Source organism: Streptomyces sp. NPDC052101, from assembly GCF_040680235.1.
GTDB lineage: Bacteria > Actinomycetota > Actinomycetes > Streptomycetales > Streptomycetaceae > Streptomyces.
This window is the reverse complement of record NZ_JBFAWH010000007.1, coordinates 141,144-158,312: the sequence shown is the minus strand read 5'-3', so window position 1 is coordinate 158,312 and position 17,169 is coordinate 141,144. Positions and strand designations below refer to the sequence as shown.

14 protein-coding genes and 1 pseudogene are annotated in these 17,169 nt (G+C 71.2%); 12 read left to right on the top strand and 3 right to left on the bottom strand.

Features of this window, described 5'->3' with window-relative positions; genetic code table 11:
• Positions 1-6: 6 nt before the first annotated feature.
• The gene (gene ftsY / locus AB0L75_RS15540; protein WP_365181004.1) at positions 7-1,212 is read left to right on the top strand and encodes a signal recognition particle-docking protein FtsY; all 1,206 of its coding nucleotides are present in this window, start codon (positions 7-9) and stop codon (positions 1,210-1,212) included.
• A 78-nt stretch (positions 1,213-1,290) separates the two neighbouring features.
• Here the strand turns inward: ftsY and AB0L75_RS15535 are convergent.
• Both AB0L75_RS15535 and AB0L75_RS15530 read right to left on the bottom strand, forming a co-directional pair.
• Positions 1,291-1,368: pseudogene (locus tag AB0L75_RS15535) on the bottom strand (DNA primase); the annotation flags it as partial.
• A gap of 238 nt (positions 1,369-1,606) precedes the next feature.
• Positions 1,607-2,269, bottom strand: a complete 663-nt coding sequence (locus tag AB0L75_RS15530) for a bifunctional DNA primase/polymerase (RefSeq protein ID WP_365181001.1) — start codon at positions 2,267-2,269, stop codon at positions 1,607-1,609.
• Between the two features lie 459 nt (positions 2,270-2,728).
• Here AB0L75_RS15530 and AB0L75_RS15525 point away from each other — a divergent pair, with 459 nt between their 5' ends.
• From AB0L75_RS15525 to ftsH, 6 genes are all read left to right on the top strand, one after another.
• Positions 2,729-4,207 carry a hypothetical protein gene (locus AB0L75_RS15525; protein ID WP_365180998.1) on the top strand — a complete coding sequence of 493 codons (1,479 nt, stop codon included), beginning with the start codon at positions 2,729-2,731 and terminating at the stop codon, positions 4,205-4,207.
• A 343-nt stretch (positions 4,208-4,550) separates the two neighbouring features.
• Entirely contained in the window at positions 4,551-5,897 is a 1,347-nt protein-coding gene (locus tag AB0L75_RS15520) for an ammonium transporter (RefSeq protein ID WP_365180995.1), read from the top strand.
• Entirely contained in the window at positions 5,894-6,232 is a 339-nt protein-coding gene (locus tag AB0L75_RS15515) for a P-II family nitrogen regulator (RefSeq protein WP_100828472.1), read from the top strand. Before AB0L75_RS15520 ends, AB0L75_RS15515 begins: the two co-directional genes overlap by 4 nt.
• Positions 6,233-6,263: 31 nt before the next feature.
• Positions 6,264-8,708 (top strand): [protein-PII] uridylyltransferase, encoded by a 2,445-nt coding sequence (locus AB0L75_RS15510; protein WP_365180991.1) that lies wholly within the window; start codon positions 6,264-6,266, stop codon positions 8,706-8,708.
• A gap of 231 nt (positions 8,709-8,939) precedes the next feature.
• The gene (gene ffh / locus AB0L75_RS15505) at positions 8,940-10,490 is read left to right on the top strand and encodes a signal recognition particle protein (protein ID WP_365180989.1); all 1,551 of its coding nucleotides are present in this window, start codon (positions 8,940-8,942) and stop codon (positions 10,488-10,490) included.
• A 49-nt stretch (positions 10,491-10,539) separates the two neighbouring features.
• The gene (gene ftsH, locus AB0L75_RS15500) at positions 10,540-12,483 is read left to right on the top strand and encodes an ATP-dependent zinc metalloprotease FtsH (protein ID WP_365180986.1); all 1,944 of its coding nucleotides are present in this window, start codon (positions 10,540-10,542) and stop codon (positions 12,481-12,483) included.
• Here ftsH and AB0L75_RS15495 read toward each other — a convergent pair.
• On the bottom strand, positions 12,480-13,547 hold the full coding sequence (locus AB0L75_RS15495; protein WP_365180983.1) for an SAM-dependent methyltransferase: 1,068 nt from the start codon (positions 13,545-13,547) through the stop codon (positions 12,480-12,482). The two genes, ftsH and AB0L75_RS15495, sit on opposite strands and share 4 nt — an antisense overlap.
• A gap of 524 nt (positions 13,548-14,071) precedes the next feature.
• Here AB0L75_RS15495 and AB0L75_RS15490 point away from each other — a divergent pair.
• The 5 genes from AB0L75_RS15490 (at position 14,072) to trmD (ending at position 17,108) form a co-directional block, all read left to right on the top strand.
• On the top strand, positions 14,072-14,668 hold the full coding sequence (locus AB0L75_RS15490; RefSeq protein ID WP_365180980.1) for a hypothetical protein: 597 nt from the start codon (positions 14,072-14,074) through the stop codon (positions 14,666-14,668).
• 308 nt (positions 14,669-14,976) lie between these two features.
• A complete protein-coding gene (gene rpsP / locus AB0L75_RS15485) occupies positions 14,977-15,396 on the top strand; it encodes a 30S ribosomal protein S16 (RefSeq protein ID WP_071370664.1) in 420 nt (139 codons plus the stop codon).
• A 5-nt stretch (positions 15,397-15,401) separates the two neighbouring features.
• Positions 15,402-15,641, top strand: coding sequence for an RNA-binding protein (locus tag AB0L75_RS15480; RefSeq protein ID WP_003973401.1), 240 nt, complete (start codon positions 15,402-15,404; stop codon positions 15,639-15,641).
• An 82-nt stretch (positions 15,642-15,723) separates the two neighbouring features.
• Positions 15,724-16,275, top strand: coding sequence for a ribosome maturation factor RimM (gene rimM / locus AB0L75_RS15475; protein ID WP_365180976.1), 552 nt, complete (start codon positions 15,724-15,726; stop codon positions 16,273-16,275).
• Positions 16,275-17,108, top strand: a complete 834-nt coding sequence (trmD, locus tag AB0L75_RS15470; RefSeq protein WP_365180973.1) for a tRNA (guanosine(37)-N1)-methyltransferase TrmD — start codon at positions 16,275-16,277, stop codon at positions 17,106-17,108. The genes rimM and trmD overlap by 1 nt, the downstream gene beginning before the upstream one ends.
• The last annotated feature ends 61 nt before the right edge of the window (positions 17,109-17,169 follow it).

Sequence of the window (17,169 nt, the reverse complement as noted above, 5' to 3'; positions counted from 1 at the left end):
CGCGTTATGGAAACCGTCATCCTTGCTGTAGTCATCGCCGTGGTCGTGATCGGCGCGCTCGGCGGGCTGATCGTGAGCAGCCGGCGCAGGAAGCCGCTGCCCCCGCCGCCCCCGAAGACGCCCGACATCACCGCGCCCCCGGCCGAGCCGCACGTCGGCGACGAGGCCGAGACGCCGCGCGACGAACCGCGCCGGACGATCGAGGAGGTGGATCTCCCCGGCGGCTCGGCACCGGTCGCCGTAGAGGAGCCTCCGGTTGTCGAAGAGGCTCCCGAGATCGAGATCCCGGAGCCCACCGCAGGCCGGCTGGTCCGCCTGCGCACCCGCCTGTCCCGCTCCCAGAACGCCCTCGGCAAGGGCCTGCTCACGCTGCTCTCGCGTGAGCACCTGGACGACGAGACCTGGGAGGAGATCGAGGACACGCTGCTCACCGCCGACGTCGGCGTCCAGCCCACCCTGGAGCTGGTCGAGGGCCTGCGCGAGCGCGTGAAGGTGCTCGGCACCCGCACCCCCGAGGAGCTGCGCGGCCTGCTGCGCGAGGAGCTGCTCAAGCTGGTCGGCACCGACGTCGACCGCTCGGTGAAGACCGAGCCCGAGGACCGCAAGCCCGGCATCGTGATGGTCGTCGGCGTCAACGGCACCGGCAAGACCACCACCACCGGCAAGCTCGCGCGCGTGCTGGTCGCCGACGGCCGCACCGTCGTCCTCGGCGCCGCCGACACCTTCCGTGCCGCCGCCGCCGACCAGCTGCAGACCTGGGGTGAGCGCGTCGGCGCCTACACCGTGCGCGGCCCCGAGGCAGGCGACCCCGCCTCCGTCGCCTTCGACGCGGTCAAGGAAGGCAAGGAGATGGGGGTCGACGTCGTCCTCATCGACACCGCCGGCCGGCTGCACACCAAGACCGGTCTCATGGACGAGCTGGGCAAGGTCAAGCGGGTCGTGGAGAAGCACGCGCCGCTGGACGAGGTGCTGCTCGTCCTGGACGCCACCACCGGCCAGAACGGCCTGGTGCAGGCCCGGGTGTTCGCCGAGGTCGTGGACATCACCGGCATCGTGCTGACCAAGCTGGACGGCACGGCCAAGGGCGGCATCGTCGTCGCGGTCCAGCGCGAGCTGGGCGTTCCGGTCAAGCTGGTCGGGCTCGGCGAGGGCGCGGACGATCTGGCGCCGTTCGAGCCGGAGGCGTTCGTGGACGCGCTGATCGGTGACTGAGCGGTTACCGGATGCAGCAGCAGACAGGAAGCGCCCGTCCCGGTCGAAGGGGCGGGCGCTCTGTCCTTGGCGGTGCGGTCAGGCTCGCGCCCGTGAGCGGTGGGCCACGTACGCCAGTGTTCCCAGCAGCAGCCGTGCCGCCGGAGGTCGGTGGCTGGGCGGTTACTGGATGCAGCAGCAGGCAGGAAGTGCCCGTCCCGGTCGAAGGGGTGGGCGCTCTGTCCTTGGCGGTGCGGTCAGGCTCGCGCCCGTGAGCGGTGGGGCACGTACGCCAGTGTTCCCAGCAGTAGCCGTGCCGCCGGAGGTCGGTGGCTGGGCGGTTACTGGATGCAGCAGCAGGCAGGAAGTGCCCGTCCCGGTCGAAGGGGTGGGCGCTGCGTCCTTGGCGGTGCGGTCAGGCCCGTGCCCGTGAGCGGTGGGCCACGTACGCCAGCGTTCCCAGCAGCAGCCGTGCCGCCGGAGGCCGCGTCGCCGAGTCCAGCGCGGGCGGGCGCAGCCAGCGCACCGGGCCCAGGCCGCCCCGGTCGGAGGGCGGCGCGGTGATGGACGTACCGGGGCCGAGGCCGCGCAGGTCCAGGGCCGAGGGGTCGTCCCAGCCCATGCGGTAGAGCAGCCGGGGGAGTTCGGCGGCGGCGCCGGGGGCGACGAAGAAGTGGGCGCGGCCGTCCGGGGTGGCGGTGACCGGACCGAGCGGGAGCCCCATGCGCTCCAGGCGGACCAGGGCGCGGCGGCCGGCGGCCTCGGAGACCTCGATGACGTCGAACGCCTGGCCCACCGGAAGCATCACCGCCGCGCCCGGGACCTCGGACCAGGCCTTGCTCACCTCGTCCAGCGTGGCCCCGGCCGGCACCGGGGGCGCGAAGTCCAGCGGGTGTGCGCCCGGCGCGGGGCAGTCGGCGCGTCCGCACGAGCAGGCGCCCGCCGCGGCCCGCGCGCCCGGCACCACCTCCCAGCCCCACAGCCCGGTGAACTCGGCGACGGCGGTGCAGTCCGACGAACGGCCGCGCCGGCGTGTGCCGGAGCGGATCTCGCGAATGCCGCCGATCGTGAAGCCCATGCCCCCTCCAACGGGTCAGCGCGCCGGTGGTTACGACACGGAACGAGACGGAAGCGGAATGTAACGCTACGGCTCCGCCTGCCCGCGTCGCGGCGAGGTCAAGGCGGCGCCTTGAAGCGCAACGAGTGGTGCGTCAGGGCATGTGCGCCCCCCTTGTGCGTCACTCCGCCCACTTCCAGCCGTCCTATGTCAAGTGAATCGCGTGCGGCCGAGCATGAGTTCATTCGAAGGGGTGGCGAATGGTGGCGTTTCAGGGATCCCCGTGGCTGAGCGGGTGATCGTAGGATTACTGTGAGTGTGCGAGTCCGGGAGGCATATGCATCCGTGGGTATGCCGGAGGCGAGTCGTCAGCTCGTTCGAAGGGTGAGAACCGACGGACGGGAAGCCGTATTTACCGGCATTCTGATAGGGCTTGGCGCACTCGACGACAAGTGGTCTCAGGGAGATGGGGGCGTTCCAGTGAGCGGCAACAGCGGAAGCGGGACGAACGCTGACAAGCGCTCCAACGAGCTGCTCGGCTCATGGTTCGTGCGCAGCGGCTGGTCCAAGGGCGAGCTGGCTCGCCAGGTGAACCGCCGGGCACGCCAGTTGGGGGCCAATCACATCTCCACCGACACCTCGCGCGTGCGCCGCTGGCTGGACGGGGAGAATCCGCGCGAGCCGATCCCGCGCATCCTCTCGGAGCTGTTCTCCGAGCGCTTCGGCTGCGTGGTCTCCATCGAGGACCTCGGCCTGCGCGCCGCCCGCCAGTCACCCTCCGCGTCCGGGGTCGACCTGCCCTGGACCGCCCCGCAGACGGTCGCCCTGCTCAGCGAGTTCTCGCGCAGCGACCTGATGCTGGCCCGGCGCGGCTTCCTCGGCACCTCCCTGGCGCTGTCCGCCGGCCCCTCCCTCATCGAGCCCATGCAGCGCTGGCTCGTCCCGAGCCCCGCCTCCCCGGTCCTCGCCGAGCCCGAGCCGCTGCCCGACCCGCGCCGGCCCGGCCGGCTGTCCAAGCCGGAGCTGGATCTGCTGGAGTCCACCACGCGGATGTTCCGGCAGTGGGACGCCCAGTGCGGCGGCGGCCTGCGCCGCAAGGCGGTCGTCGGCCAGCTGCACGAGGTCACCGACCTGCTCCAGGAGCCCCAGCCCGAGGCCACCACCCGCAAGCTCTTCAAGGTCGCGGCCGAACTGGCCGAACTGGCGGGCTGGATGTCGTACGACGTGGGCCTGCAGCCCACCGCGCAGAAGTACTTCGTCCTCGCCCTGCACGCGGCCAAGGAGGCCGGCGACAAGCCGCTCGGCTCGTACATCCTCTCCAGCATGAGCCGCCAGATGATCCATCTCGGCCGGCCCGACGACGCCCTGGAACTGATCCACCTCGCCCAGTACGGCAGCCGCGACTGCGCGAGCCCGCGCACCCAGTCCATGCTGTATGCGATGGAGGCCCGCGCCTACGCGAACATGGGCCAGCCCGGCAAGACCAAGCGCGCGGTGCGCATGGCCGAGAACACCTTCGCCGAGACCGACGAGTGGGACGAGCCGGACCCCGACTGGATCCGCTTCTTCTCCGAGGCCGAGCTGTACGGCGAGAACTCCCACTCCTTCCGCGACCTCGCCTACGTCGCCGGACGCAGCCCCACCTACGCCTCCCTCGCCGAGCCGCTCATGCAACGGGCAGTGGACCTGTTCGCCAAGGACAGCGAGCACCAGCGGTCGTACGCGCTCAATCTGATCGGCATGGCCACCGTGCACCTGCTCCAGCGCGAGCCCGAACGGAGCACGTCCTATGCCTCCCAGGCCATGGAGATCGCCAAGAAGGTCCGCTCCGAGCGTGTGAACACTCGTATTCGAAAGACGGTCGACACGGCCCTCCGCGACCATGGCGACCTCACGGTCGTCATCGACCTCAGCGACCAGCTCGCCGTAGACCTGCCGGAGACCGCGGAGGCGGTCTGACCCACCCGGCCACCCCGCCCCGGCCGCGGCCGGTCCTCCCGAACTGCCCGACTCGGCTCCCCCGCCAGGTCATCGGAGAGGCCCGCCGCGGCCGGCCCGTTTCCGCGGCGGGATCCCCCGGAGCAGGTTGCGTCACGATAACGATCAGAGGGCCGGACATCCGGCAGTTCATCCACGCGTAACACGCAGGGCGCCTTCGTCACCCCGGCGAAACAACGAGGGGCTTCCACCGAAACCGCGCTGCGCCAGTCTCATGGCGCATAACCGGCCCACCCCCCGCTACCCACCGGACCGCCCAGGCACCGCCCGCACGGGGCCGTACCGAACCGACGAGGAGACGCCGATGGCCCCAGCCATCACGCTTGCCGCGGAGGCACCCAAGCTGTCTGCCGCGAACACAGGCTTCATGCTCATCTGCTCCGCCCTGGTGCTGATCATGACCCCGGGCCTGGCCTTCTTCTACGGAGGCATGGTCCGCGTCAAGAGCACTCTCAACATGCTGATGATGAGCTTCATCAGCATGGGGATCATCACCATCCTCTGGACGCTCTACGGCTTCTCCCTCGCCTTCGGCACGCACAACGGCCTCATCGGCTGGAACTCCGACTGGTTCGGTCTCAGCCACATCGGTCTGACCGAGCTGTGGCCCGGATACACCATTCCGATCTTCGTGTTCATGGTCTTCCAGATGATGTTCGCCATCATCACCCCGGCTCTGATAAGCGGCGCGCTCGCGGACCGCGTGAAGTTCTCGGCCTGGTGCCTCTTCATCGCCCTGTGGGCCACGATCGTCTACGTCCCGGTCGCCCACTGGGTCTGGGGCGCCGACGGCTGGGCCTTCAAGCTCGGCGTGATCGACTTCGCGGGTGGTACGGCGGTCCACATCAACGCGGGCGCGGCGGCCCTCGGTGTCATCCTCGTCATCGGCAAGCGCGTCGGCTTCAAGAAGGACCCGATGCGCCCGCACAGCCTCCCGCTGGTCATGCTCGGCGCGGGCCTGCTGTGGTTCGGCTGGTTCGGCTTCAACGCGGGCTCCTGGCTCGGCAACGACGACGGCGTCGGCGCGCTGATGTTCGTCAACACCCAGGTCGCCACCGGCGCCGCCATGCTGGCCTGGCTCGCCTACGAGAAGATCCGGCACGGCGCGTTCACCACGCTGGGCGCCGCCTCCGGCGCGGTCGCCGGCCTGGTCGCGATCACCCCGTCCGGCGGCGCGGTCTCCCCGCTCGGCGCGATCGCCGTCGGCGCCATCGCCGGTGTCGCCTGCGCCGCGGCCGTCGGCCTGAAGTTCAAGTTCGGCTACGACGACTCCCTCGACGTCGTCGGCGTCCACATGGTCGGCGGCATCATCGGTTCCCTGCTCATCGGCTTCTTCGCCACCGGCAAGGGCCAGTCCACCGCGACCGGTGTCTTCTACGGCGACCACACCTGGACCCAGCTGTGGAAGCAGTGCGCCGGCGTCGGCGCGGTCCTCGCCTACTCCCTGGTCGTCTCCGCGGTCCTCGCCTTCCTGCTCGACAAGACGATCGGCATGCGGGTCACCGAGGACGAGGAGATCTCCGGTATCGACCAGGCCGAGCACGCCGAGACCGCATACGACTTCAGCGGCGCCGGCGGCGGTGTCATCGGCTCCTCCGCGCACTCCTCGGCCCTGGCCGCCGCCACGCAGACCAAGAAGGTGGACGCATGAAGCTCATCACCGCCGTCGTCAAGCCCCACCGACTGGATGAGATCAAGGAGGCCCTGCAGGCCTTCGGCGTGCACGGACTGACGGTCACCGAGGCCAGCGGTTACGGTCGTCAGCGGGGCCACACCGAGGTCTACCGCGGTGCCGAGTACACCGTCGACCTGGTCCCCAAGATCCGCATCGAGGTTCTGGCCGAGGACGACGACGCCGAGCAGCTGGTCGAGGTCATCGTGAAGGCGGCCCGCACCGGCAAGATCGGTGACGGCAAGGTCTGGTCCCTGCCGGTCGAGACGGCCGTACGGGTGCGCACCGGCGAGCGCGGCCCCGACGCGCTCTGAGGCGACAGCAGAAAAAGACAGGAGTCACTGGGTGACGGGAACGGATGTGCGCACGGAAGCAGAGGACTCGGGACCCAGCGGCTACGCGGCGGCCCGGCTGCGCCTCCTCACCGAGGGGGCGCGGTCCGGGCCGCCGCGCCGTGCCGCCCTCGCCGAACTGACCGACGACTGGCTCGGCGGCCTGTTCTCCGCGGCGGCCGGCGGGCTCCCGGGCGTCTCCCTGGTCGCCGTCGGCGGCTACGGCCGCGGCGAGCTGTCCCCGCGCAGCGACCTGGACCTGCTCCTGCTGCACGACGGCAGTGACACCAAGGCGGTCGCCGCCCTCGCCGACCGCCTCTGGTACCCCATCTGGGACCTCGGCCTCGCCCTCGACCACTCCGTGCGCACCCCGGCGGAGGCCCGCAAGACCGCCACGGACGATGTGAAGGTCCAGCTCGGTCTCCTGGACGCCCGCCGTCTCGCCGGCGATCCCGGCCTCACCGCGGGCCTGCGTACGGCCGTGCTCGCCGACTGGCGCAACCAGGCCCCCAAGCGCCTGCCCGAACTCCAGGAACTCTGCGCCGAGCGCGCCGAGCGCCAGGGCGAGCTGCAGTACCTCCTGGAACCCGACCTCAAGGAGGCCCGCGGCGGCCTGCGGGACGCCACCGCCCTGCGCGCCGTGGCCGCCTCCTGGCTCGCCGACGCCCCGCGCGAGGGCCTCGCCGACGCCCGCCGGCGGCTGCTCGACGTCCGGGACGCGCTGCACCTGGCGACCGGCCGCGCCACCGACCGGCTCGCGCTCCAGGAGCAGGACCAGGTGGCTGCCGAGCTGGGCCTGCTGGACGCGGACACACTGCTCCGGCAGGTCTACGAGTCGGCACGCGTCATCTCGTACGCCAGTGATGTCACCTGGCGCGAGGTAGGGCGCGTGCTGCGTTCGCGCGCCGTCCGTCCGCGCCTGCGCGCCATGCTGGGCGGCGGCAAGCCGGTGGCAGAGAGGTCGCCTCTGGCCGAGGGTGTCGTCGAGCAGGACGGCGAGGTGGTGCTCGCCCGTGCCGCACGCCCCGAGCGCGATCCCGTGCTCCCCTTGCGCGCCGCGGCCGCCGCCGCACAGGCCGGCCTCCCGCTCTCCCTGCACGCCGTACGGCGCATGGCCGCCACCACACGCCCCCTGACCACGCCCTGGCCCGCCGAGGCCCGCGAACAACTGGTCACGCTGCTCGGCTCCGGCCGCCCCACCGTCGAGGTCTGGGAGGCACTGGAGGCGGAGGGCCTGATCAGCCGACTCCTGCCGGACTGGGAACGGGTCCGCTGCCGCCCGCAGCGCAACGCGGTCCATCTCTGGACAGTCGACCGGCACCTCATCGAGACGGCCGTGCGCGCCTCCGAGCTGACCCGCCGCGTCAGCCGACCCGACCTGCTCCTGGTCGCCGCCCTGCTGCACGACATCGGCAAGGGCTGGCCCGGCGACCACTCGGTGGCCGGCGAGATCATCGCCAAGGACGTGGCCGCCCGGATCGGCTTCGACCGCCCGGACGTCGCCGTGCTCTCCCTTCTGGTCCGCCACCACCTGCTGCTCATCGAGACCGCCACCCGCCGCGACCTGGACGACCCGGCCACCGTCCGCTCGGTCGCCGAGGCGGTCGGCACCCAGAGCACCCTGGAGCTGCTGCACGCCCTGACGGAGGCCGACGCCCTGGCCACCGGCCCCGCCGCCTGGTCCTCCTGGCGCGGCTCCCTCGTCGCCGACCTCGTCCGGCGGGCCTCCGCCGTGCTCGCCGGGGACGCCCCCGAGGAGCCGGAGCAGGCCGCGCCCACGGCCGAACAGGAGCGGCTGGCGATCGAGGCGTGCCGCACCGGCGGCCCGGTCCTCGCGCTGCGCGCCCAGAAGGAACCGGCCACCGAGGAGGAGCAGTCCCAGGAACCCCTCGGCGTCGAGCTGCTCATCGCCGTACCCGACCAGCCCGCCGTGCTCCCCGCCGTCGCCGGTGTCCTCGCCGTGCACCGGCTCACCGTCCGCACGGCCGAGCTGCGCACGCTGCGGCTGCCGGACGACGTCGACGAGGGCGCCGTGCTGCTGCTCAACTGGCGGGTCGCCGCCGAGTACGGCTCCCTGCCCCAGGCCGCCCGGCTGCGCGCCGACCTCGTCCGCGCCCTCGACGGCTCCCTGGACATCACCTGCCGCCTCGCCGAACGGGACGCGGCCTACCCCCGCCGGCGAGGCTGGGTCGCCCCGCCGCCCCGGGTGACGGTGGCCCCGGCCGCTTCCCACCACGCCACGGTGATCGAGGTCCGTGCCCAGGACGCCCCGGGCCTGCTGCACCGGATCGGGATGGCCCTGGAGAAGGCGGGGGTGCGGGTGCGGAGCATGCATGTGTCGACCTTGGGGGCCAACGCCGTGGATGCCTTCTACGTCACGACGGGCGCGGGGGAGCCGCTGCCCGGGGAGGACGCCGGGTCACTGGCGCGGGTGCTGGAGGAGACGTTGCGGGCGTGACCTTGCGGGCGTGACCTTGCGGTCATACTCATGCGTTGATCAGTCGTGCTCCCCACAGGCGTGGGGGTGGTCCGCCGGCCCAGCAGGTCCTCAGGATCGCCAGGGCATGGTCCCCGCCGCTGCGGGCTGTACGGTCTCGCCCGCTCTTCACGGCGGGCGAGACCGATTCGCTTGCGGGGCCGGATACCCTGGAGGGCGACCCAGCTTCCGACGCCGAGGACCGACGCCGCCGTGTTCGATACTCTCTCCGACCGCCTTTCAGCCACCTTCAAGTCCCTCAGGGGCAAGGGCAGGCTCAGCGAGGCGGACATCGACGCCACGGCGCGTGAGATTCGCATCGCGCTTCTCGAAGCGGACGTGGCCCTGCCTGTAGTGCGGACGTTCATCAAGAACGTCAAGGAACGGTCCCTCGGAGTCGAGGTCTCCAAGGCCCTCAACCCCGGCCAACAGGTTCTCAAGATCGTCAATGACGAGCTTGTGCAGATTCTCGGCGGCGAGACCCGGCGTCTCCGCTTCGCCAAGCAGCCGCCCACCGTGATCATGCTCGCCGGTCTGCAGGGTGCCGGTAAGACCACCCTCGCGGGCAAGCTCGCCAAGTGGCTCAAGGAGCAGGGACACTCCCCGCTGCTGGTCGCCGCCGACCTCCAGCGCCCGAACGCCGTCAACCAGCTGAGCGTCGTCGCCGAGCGCGCGGGCGTGGCGGTCTTCGCGCCCGAGCCGGGCAACGGCGTCGGCGACCCGGTGCAGGTCGCCAAGGACTCCATCGACTACGCGAAGACCAGGGTCCACGACATCGTGATCGTGGACACCGCCGGCCGCCTCGGCATCGACCAGGAGATGATGCAGCAGGCCGCGGACATCCGTGACGCGGTCAGCCCCGACGAGATCCTGTTCGTCGTCGACGCGATGATCGGTCAGGACGCCGTCAACACCGCCGAGGCCTTCCGCGACGGCGTCGGCTTCGACGGTGTGGTGCTCTCCAAGCTCGACGGTGACGCCCGCGGTGGTGCGGCGCTGTCCATCCGGCAGATCACCGGCAAGCCGATCATGTTCGCGTCGAACGGCGAGAAGCTGGACGACTTCGACGCGTTCCACCCGGACCGGATGGCCTCCCGCATCCTCGACATGGGTGACCTGCTCACCCTGATCGAGCAGGCGGAGAAGACCTTCAGCCAGGAAGAGGCCGCCAAGATGGCCTCGAAGCTGGCGTCCAAGAAGGGCCAGGACTTCACCCTGGACGACTTCCTGGCCCAGATGGAGCAGGTCAGGAAGATGGGCTCCATCTCCAAGCTGCTCGGCATGCTCCCGGGCATGGGCCAGATCAAGGACCAGATCCAGAACATCGACGAGCGGGACGTCGACCGCACCGCCGCGATCATCAAGTCGATGACCCCGGGTGAGCGCCAGGAGCCGACGATCATCAACGGCTCCCGCCGTGCCCGTATCGCCAAGGGTTCCGGTGTCGAGGTCAGCGCGGTGAAGAACTTGGTCGAAAGGTTCTTCGAGGCCCGCAAGATGATGTCCCGCATGGCCCAGGGCGGCGGTATGCCGGGCATGCCGGGGATGCCGGGCATGGGCGGCGGCCCCGGCCGGCAGAAGAAGCAGCAGAAGAAGGCCAAGGGCAAGCAGCGCTCCGGCAACCCGATGAAGCGCCGGCAGCAGGAGCTGGAGGAGGCCCAGCGCCGCGAAGCCGCCGCGCAGGGCGGGAACGCCTTCGGGCTGCCGCAGCAGGGCGGCCAGGACTTCGAGCTGCCGGACGAGTTCAAGAAGTTCATGGGCTGAGTTCACCGCTGGGCATGCCAGGGGTTGGTCATTGTCGTAACGTCCGCATATGACCAACCCCGCCCCGCCGCGCAAGTCGCCCGACCAGCCCTGGCGTACCGAGGGCACGCCCGAGGAGCCGTCGAAGCAGCCGCCCGGCGGGGGCAGGATGCGCGGGGGCTGGTGGCGGCTGATCCTCACCGCGCTGGTCGTGTACCTGATCGCCAACCTGGTGCTGTCGTACTTTGACCAGGCCAACGAGCCGACGATCTCGTACACCGAATTCAGCAAACAGGTCAACGACGGCAACGTCGCCAAGATCTACGCCAAGGGCGACTCGATCCAGGGCCAGCTCAAGAAGGAGCAGAAGAACCCGGACGGCGGCGCCACCTACACCAAGTTCAACACCGAGCGGCCGTCCTTCGCGCATGACGACCTCTGGGCGAACCTGACCAAGCACAGCGTCACTGTCACGGCCGAGCCCGTCGTCCAGCACCGCAGCTTCCTCTCCAACCTGCTGATCTCGCTCGCGCCGATGCTGCTGCTGATCGCCGTGTGGGTCTTCGTCGCCCGGCGGATGAGCGCGGGGCTCGGCGGCGCGGGCGGCATGCTGGGCCGCAAGGCACCGCCGAAGCCGGTCGAGCTGGTGCCGGGGGAGAAGCGCACCACGTTCGAGGACGTGGCCGGCATCGACGAGGTCGAGGGCGAGCTGAACGATGTCGTCGACTTCCTGAAGAACCCCGACGCCTACCGTCGTATGGGCGCCAAGATGCCCCGCGGTGTGCTGCTCGCGGGCCCGCCCGGCACCGGGAAGACGCTGCTCGCGCGCGCCGTCGCCGGCGAGGCGGGCGTGCCCTTCTTCTCGGCCTCGGCGTCCGAGTTCATCGAGATGATCGTGGGCGTGGGCGCCTCCCGCGTACGGGAGCTGTTCGCGGAGGCCCGCAAGGTCGCGCCGTCGATCATCTTCATCGACGAGATCGACACCATCGGGCGGGCCCGCGGCGGCGGCGCGTCGATGGGCGGTCACGACGAGCGCGAGCAGACCCTGAACCAGATCCTCACCGAGATGGACGGCTTCTCCGGCTCGGAGGGCGTCATCGTCATCGCGGCCACCAACCGCGCCGACATCCTCGACCCGGCCCTGACCCGCCCCGGCCGCTTCGACCGCATCGTCCAGGTCTCGCCCCCGGACCGCGGCGGGCGCGAGGCCATCCTGGAGATCCACACCCGCGACATCCCGCTGGCCCGGGACGTCGACCTCGCCCAGGTCGCCCGTACGACCCCGGGCATGACCGGCGCGGATCTGGCCAACCTCGCCAACGAGGCCGCCCTGCTCGCGGTCAAGCGCAAACAGGAGCGCGTGACCCGGTCCGACATGTCCGACGCCCTGGAGAAGGTCCAGCTGGGCGCGGAACGGCCGCTGGTGATGCCCGAGGAGGAACGCCGGCGCACCGCCTACCACGAGAGCGGACACGCCCTGCTGGGCATGCTCCAGCCGGGCGCCGACCCGGTCCGCAAGATCACCATCGTGCCGCGCGGCCGCGCCCTCGGCGTCACCCTGTCCACGCCGGACGCGGACAAGTACGCGTACACCGAGGAGTATCTGCGCGGCCGGATCATCGGCGCGCTCGGCGGCATGGCGGCCGAGCACGTCGTCTACGACGTGATCACCACCGGCTCCGAGAGCGACCTGGAACAGGTCACCAACATCGTGCGCGGGATGGTGTCCCGCTGGGGCATGAGCGAGCGGGTCGGCCGCCTCTCCGCGCTCCCCAACGACGCCCAGCAGGCCTACGGCCTCGCCGCCGCCCCGCAGACCCTCGACGTGATCGACACCGAGATGCGGCGGATCGTGGACGAGTGCTACGAGGAGGCGTGCCGCAAACTCCGCGACCACCGCGGCCAGTTGGACGCCCTCGCCGAGGCGCTGCTCGCGAACGAGACGCTGGAGGAGGCGGACGCGTACCGAATCGCCGGGATCACACGCCTGTCCAAGGACCTCGGCGGGGCCTAGGGCACCCGGGCGACGAGGTAGCGGAAGACGTTCGGCATCCACACGGTCCCGTCCGGGCGCCGGTGCGGATGCAGGGCCTCCGCCAGCTCCTTGTCGACCTGCTTGGCGTCGGTCGCCGCGATCGCCGCGTCGAACAGGCCGGTCGACAGCAGCCCGCGTACGGCGCTGTCGGTGTCGGCGTACCCGAACGGGCAGGCCACTCGCCCCGAGCCGTCCGGCTTCAGCCCGGCCCGCTGGGCGACCTCCTCCAGGTCGTCCCGCCGGGCGGGCCGCCAGCTGCGCGCGCTGCGCAGGGGATCGGCCAGTTTCGTCGCCACCCGCAGCACCGAGGAGGTGGCGCAGCGCTCCGGCGGCCCCCAGCCGGCCAGCACCACGGCGGCCCCGCGCGCGGCCCGCGGCAGCGCGTCCGCCAGCAGTTCGTCGAGCCCCTCGGAGTCCCCCGCGAGGCAGCCGATCGGCTCGAAGACGGTCACCAGGGTGTACGCGGCCGTCTCCGCGTCGGCCACGTCACGGGGCGAGCCGTCCAGGAGCCGCACGGCCGCACGCGCGCGTGGGCGGCTTCTTCCGTCACGCGGACCGGGTCCGGCGGGCGCGCCGCCGCCGGCGCGCGCACCGTGGGCGTCGGGGACGTCGCCGCCTTCGCAGCGTCGACCGTGTCCGCCGGGGATGCCGTCAGCCCGGCCGCGAGGATCGTGTGCGCCGGGTGCGCCGCTGCTTCCGCCGGGCGAACCATGCCCCCCGGGAATGCCGCTTCCGGTGTTTGCGCGCAGGGTGTCCGGCAGCAGGCGGGCGCGGGCGAGTGCGAGCCGTTCGGGGGAGGCGGTGTCGACGCCGGTGACCGCGGCGCCTCTGCCGGCCGCCAGCAGCAGGGCGAGCCCGGAGCCGCAGCGCAGGCCCAGCAGCCGGGTGGCAGGGCCCACTTCGAGTCGTTCGTGGACGGCTTCGTAGAGCGGCACCAGCATCCGCTCCTGGATCTCGGACCAGTCACGCGCGCGTGCGCACAGGTCCACGCGGGGTGCGGAATCCGCGTGCGACGCGTGCTGGCGCACGAGCGTAGGTGTCATAGGTAAGCGCCCCAATCCGCCGACAGTTCGCCGCTGTGCCCGGTTGCGTGGCCCCCGTGCCGTGCGCGCGTACTTCCCACGTATGCCAGGTAACTCCCGGCTCGCGGCCCCGTCCAGGGGGCGTGTGGCCCCGCTTGGGGTCCGGGCCCGGGTGTGGCGAGATTTCACATCCCGGCAACCTGGATGGCCGTACGGTGTCCGCTTCGGGCGGAACGGGCCGGTGCCGGGGGGTCGGGCCATGCGGGGTAACGTCACGCGCGTCATGAACGCTGACCGAGGTGAGGCTTCGCGCCGAGGGCGGCCGAAAGGTCTCTTGCGTCATCGGCGTCCACTGTGACGCGGAGACGTACTGGCGAGGTCGTAGTGCGGACTACGCACCGGCTTGGTATGACCTGTGAGGCTTCTCCGCAGATCAGCGCACCCGCCCTCGTCCGGACGCATCAGCGGCAACTGACGGGTACGTGCAAATTATTTGGGATGCCCCGGAATAGGAACACAGCGGCACCCCCGCTCGTTGTCATTACGTGAGCACGACACAGACACCACCTGTTCTCGCCGCAGAGCTGGCGCAGGCGTGGGCCGACATTCAGCGGTACCACCCCGAGCTGCCGGACCTTGCCGCGCCAGAGTCCCTGATCGGAGAGTCGTCGTCCGCGTGCGGTCACGAACTCTCCTTCGAGCGACTGCTCCATGAGGCAGTCCACGGCATCGCCGCCGCCCGTGGGATCCGCGACACCTCCCGGGCCGGCCGCTATCACAACCGCCGCTTCCTCGCGATCGCCGAGGAGCTGGGCCTCGACCACCCCGAGGAGCCGCACCCGAGCAGCGGCTTCTCCCTGGTCACGCTCAATCCCGAGGCCAAGCGGCGCTACCGCCCGACCATCGAGCGGCTCCAGCGCGCGCTGAAGGCCCACACGGCGGCGACGACGTCGGACACCACCCGCAGCTTCCGCGGCCCGGCCGCCCGGCACGGCTCCTCCGGTGGTGGTGTCCGCGTCAAGGCGGTCTGCGACTGCGGCCGCAACGTCCGCGTGGTCCCCTCGGTCCTGGCCCAGGCCCCCATCGTCTGCGGCGGCTGCGGCAAGCCGTTCCGCATCCCGGAGGTCGCGGGAGCGGCGTAATCGCGAGACGGGCCATGGAGTACCGGCATCTCGTGGGTGCCGGATCGTGGACAGCGATGAGCCGGGCGGCGCACCCGACGTGAGGTCATCTCCACGCCGGGTGCCTCACCGGCATGCCCAGGCGCAGCTCGCCTCCCCCTCGGCCGGAGGCAACCCACGGGGTATGGCACAATGGCTAGCTGTACTCGACAGCCGCACAGGACCCCTCTCTCCTCCGGCTGACGCGTCCATCGGGCACTCGGGTACCGCAACCCCACGCGGCAATCTCGCCGTGCCCAACCACGTCAATTCCAGGAGAATCCACTCCCGTGGCAGTCAAGATCAAGCTGAAGCGTCTGGGCAAGATCCGTTCGCCTCACTACCGCATCGTCGTCGCCGACTCCCGTACCCGCCGTGACGGCCGGGCCATCGAGGAGATCGGCAAGTACCACCCGACCTACAACCCGTCGGTCATCGAGGTGGACGCCGACCGCGTGGCGTACTGGCTGGGTGTCGGCGCGCAGCCGACCGAGCCCGTTCTCGCCATCCTGAAGAAGACCGGCGACTGGCAGAAGTTCAAGGGCGAGCCCGCCCCGGCGCCGCTGCTCGTGGCCGCTCCGAAGGCCGCCCGTCCGTCGTTCGAGGCGCTCGGCGGTGACGACGAGGGCAAGGGTGAGGCGATCACCCAGAAGAAGAAGGCTGAGAAGAAGGACGAGGCCGCTGCCGAGTCCGAGTCGACCGAGGCCTGAGCAGCATGCTCGAAGAGGCGCTTGAGCACCTCGTGAAGGGCATCGTCGACAACCCTGACGATGTGCAGGTCGCCTCGCGCAACCTGCGCCGCGGGCGCGTGCTGGAGGTCCGGGTCCACCCCGACGACCTCGGCAAGGTGATCGGCCGCAACGGCCGTACCGCGCGCGCCCTGCGCACCGTCGTGGGCGCCATCGGCGGTCGCGGTGTCCGCGTCGACCTCGTCGACGTGGACCACGTCCGCTGACGCTTCATTGCAACCGGCTCGGGCCGGGGAGGGCCACTGGGCCGTCCCCGGCCCGCAGTCGTATGACAGGAGATCAAGCACAGTGCAGCTCGTAGTCGCACGGATCGGCCGTGCCCACGGCATCAAGGGCGAGGTCACCGTCGAGGTACGCACCGACGAGCCGGAGCTGCGGCTCGCGCCGGGCGCCGTCCTGGCCACCGATCCGGCTTCCACCGGTCCTCTCACCATCGCCACCGGCCGGGTGCACAGCGGCCGTCTCCTCCTGCGCTTCGAGGGCGTGGCCGACCGCAGCGCCGCCGAGGCCCTGCGCAACACCCTCCTGATCGCCGACGTCGACCCGGAGGAGCTGCCCGAGGGCGAGGACGAGTACTACGACCACCAGCTCATGGACCTCGACGTGGTCACCGAGGACGGCGAGGAGGTCGGCCGGATCACGGAGATCTCGCATCTGCCCTCCCAGGACCTGTTCATCGTGGAGCGCCCGGACGGGACCGAGGTGCTGATCCCCTTCGTGGAGGAGATCGTCACCGAGATCGACCTGGAGGAGCAGAGGGCGGTCATCGCGCCCCCGCCCGGCCTGATCGACGACCGCGCCGAGATCGACTCGTCGAAGGACTCGGGAGACGAGTCGTAATGCGTCTCGACGTCGTCACGATCTTCCCCGAGTACCTGGAGCCCCTGAACGTCTCCCTGGTCGGCAAGGCACGCGCGCGTGGACAGCTGAACGTCCAGGTGCACGACCTGCGCGCGTGGACGTACGACCGGCACAACACGGTCGACGACACGCCGTACGGCGGCGGCCCCGGCATGGTCATGAAGACCGAGCCCTGGGGCGACGCCCTGGACTCGATCCTCGCCGACGGCTACGAGACCGGTGCCCGGGGACCCGCGCTGATCGTCCCCACCCCGAGCGGCCGCCCCTTCACCCAGGAACTCGCCGTCGAACTCTCCGAGCGCCCCTGGCTGGTCTTCACCCCGGCCCGCTACGAGGGCATCGACCGGCGCGTGATGGACGAGTACGCGACCCGCATGCCGGTGTACGAGGTGTCCATCGGCGACTACGTCCTCGCCGGCGGCGAGGCGGCCGTACTCGTCATCACGGAGGCCGTCGCCCGGCTGCTGCCCGGCGTCCTCGGCAACGCCGAGTCCCACCGTGACGACTCCTTCGCGCCCGGCGCGATGGCGAGCCTCCTGGAAGGCCCCGTCTACACCAAGCCGCCCGTCTGGCGCAGCCGGGACATCCCGGACGTGCTGCTCAGCGGCCACCACGGCAAGATCGCCCGCTGGCGCCGCGACGAGGCCCTGCGCCGTACGACCGCCCACCGGCCCGACCTCATCGAGCGCTGCGAGCCCAAGGCCTTCGACAAGAAGGACCGCGAGATGCTGTCCATCCTGGGCTGGGAACCGGATCCGGCGGGGGAGCCGTACGGCCGATTTTGGCGGCGGGCCGAGGGCGTGGAAGAATAGACCGCTGTTGTGCGCCCGTCCGGCGTGCGCCCCTGCCGCAGGGGGACACGACGCCCGCCCC

What these genes read in the sequence shown, in the direction of transcription:
- AB0L75_RS15530 (WP_365181001.1), bottom strand. Translation starts at nt 2,269, where the DNA reads ATGGGCTTCACGATCGGCGGCATTCGCGAGATCCGCTCCGGCACACGC.
- ftsY (WP_365181004.1), top strand. Translation starts at nt 7, where the DNA reads ATGGAAACCGTCATCCTTGCTGTAGTCATCGCCGTGGTCGTGATCGGC.
- AB0L75_RS15515 (WP_100828472.1), top strand. Translation starts at nt 5,894, where the DNA reads ATGAAGCTCATCACCGCCGTCGTCAAGCCCCACCGACTGGATGAGATC.
- AB0L75_RS15495 (WP_365180983.1), bottom strand. Translation starts at nt 13,547, where the DNA reads ATGACACCTACGCTCGTGCGCCAGCACGCGTCGCACGCGGATTCCGCA.
- trmD (WP_365180973.1), top strand. Translation starts at nt 16,275, where the DNA reads ATGCGTCTCGACGTCGTCACGATCTTCCCCGAGTACCTGGAGCCCCTG.
- AB0L75_RS15520 (WP_365180995.1), top strand. Translation starts at nt 4,551, where the DNA reads ATGGCCCCAGCCATCACGCTTGCCGCGGAGGCACCCAAGCTGTCTGCC.
- ftsH (WP_365180986.1), top strand. Translation starts at nt 10,540, where the DNA reads ATGACCAACCCCGCCCCGCCGCGCAAGTCGCCCGACCAGCCCTGGCGT.
- AB0L75_RS15480 (WP_003973401.1), top strand. Translation starts at nt 15,402, where the DNA reads ATGCTCGAAGAGGCGCTTGAGCACCTCGTGAAGGGCATCGTCGACAAC.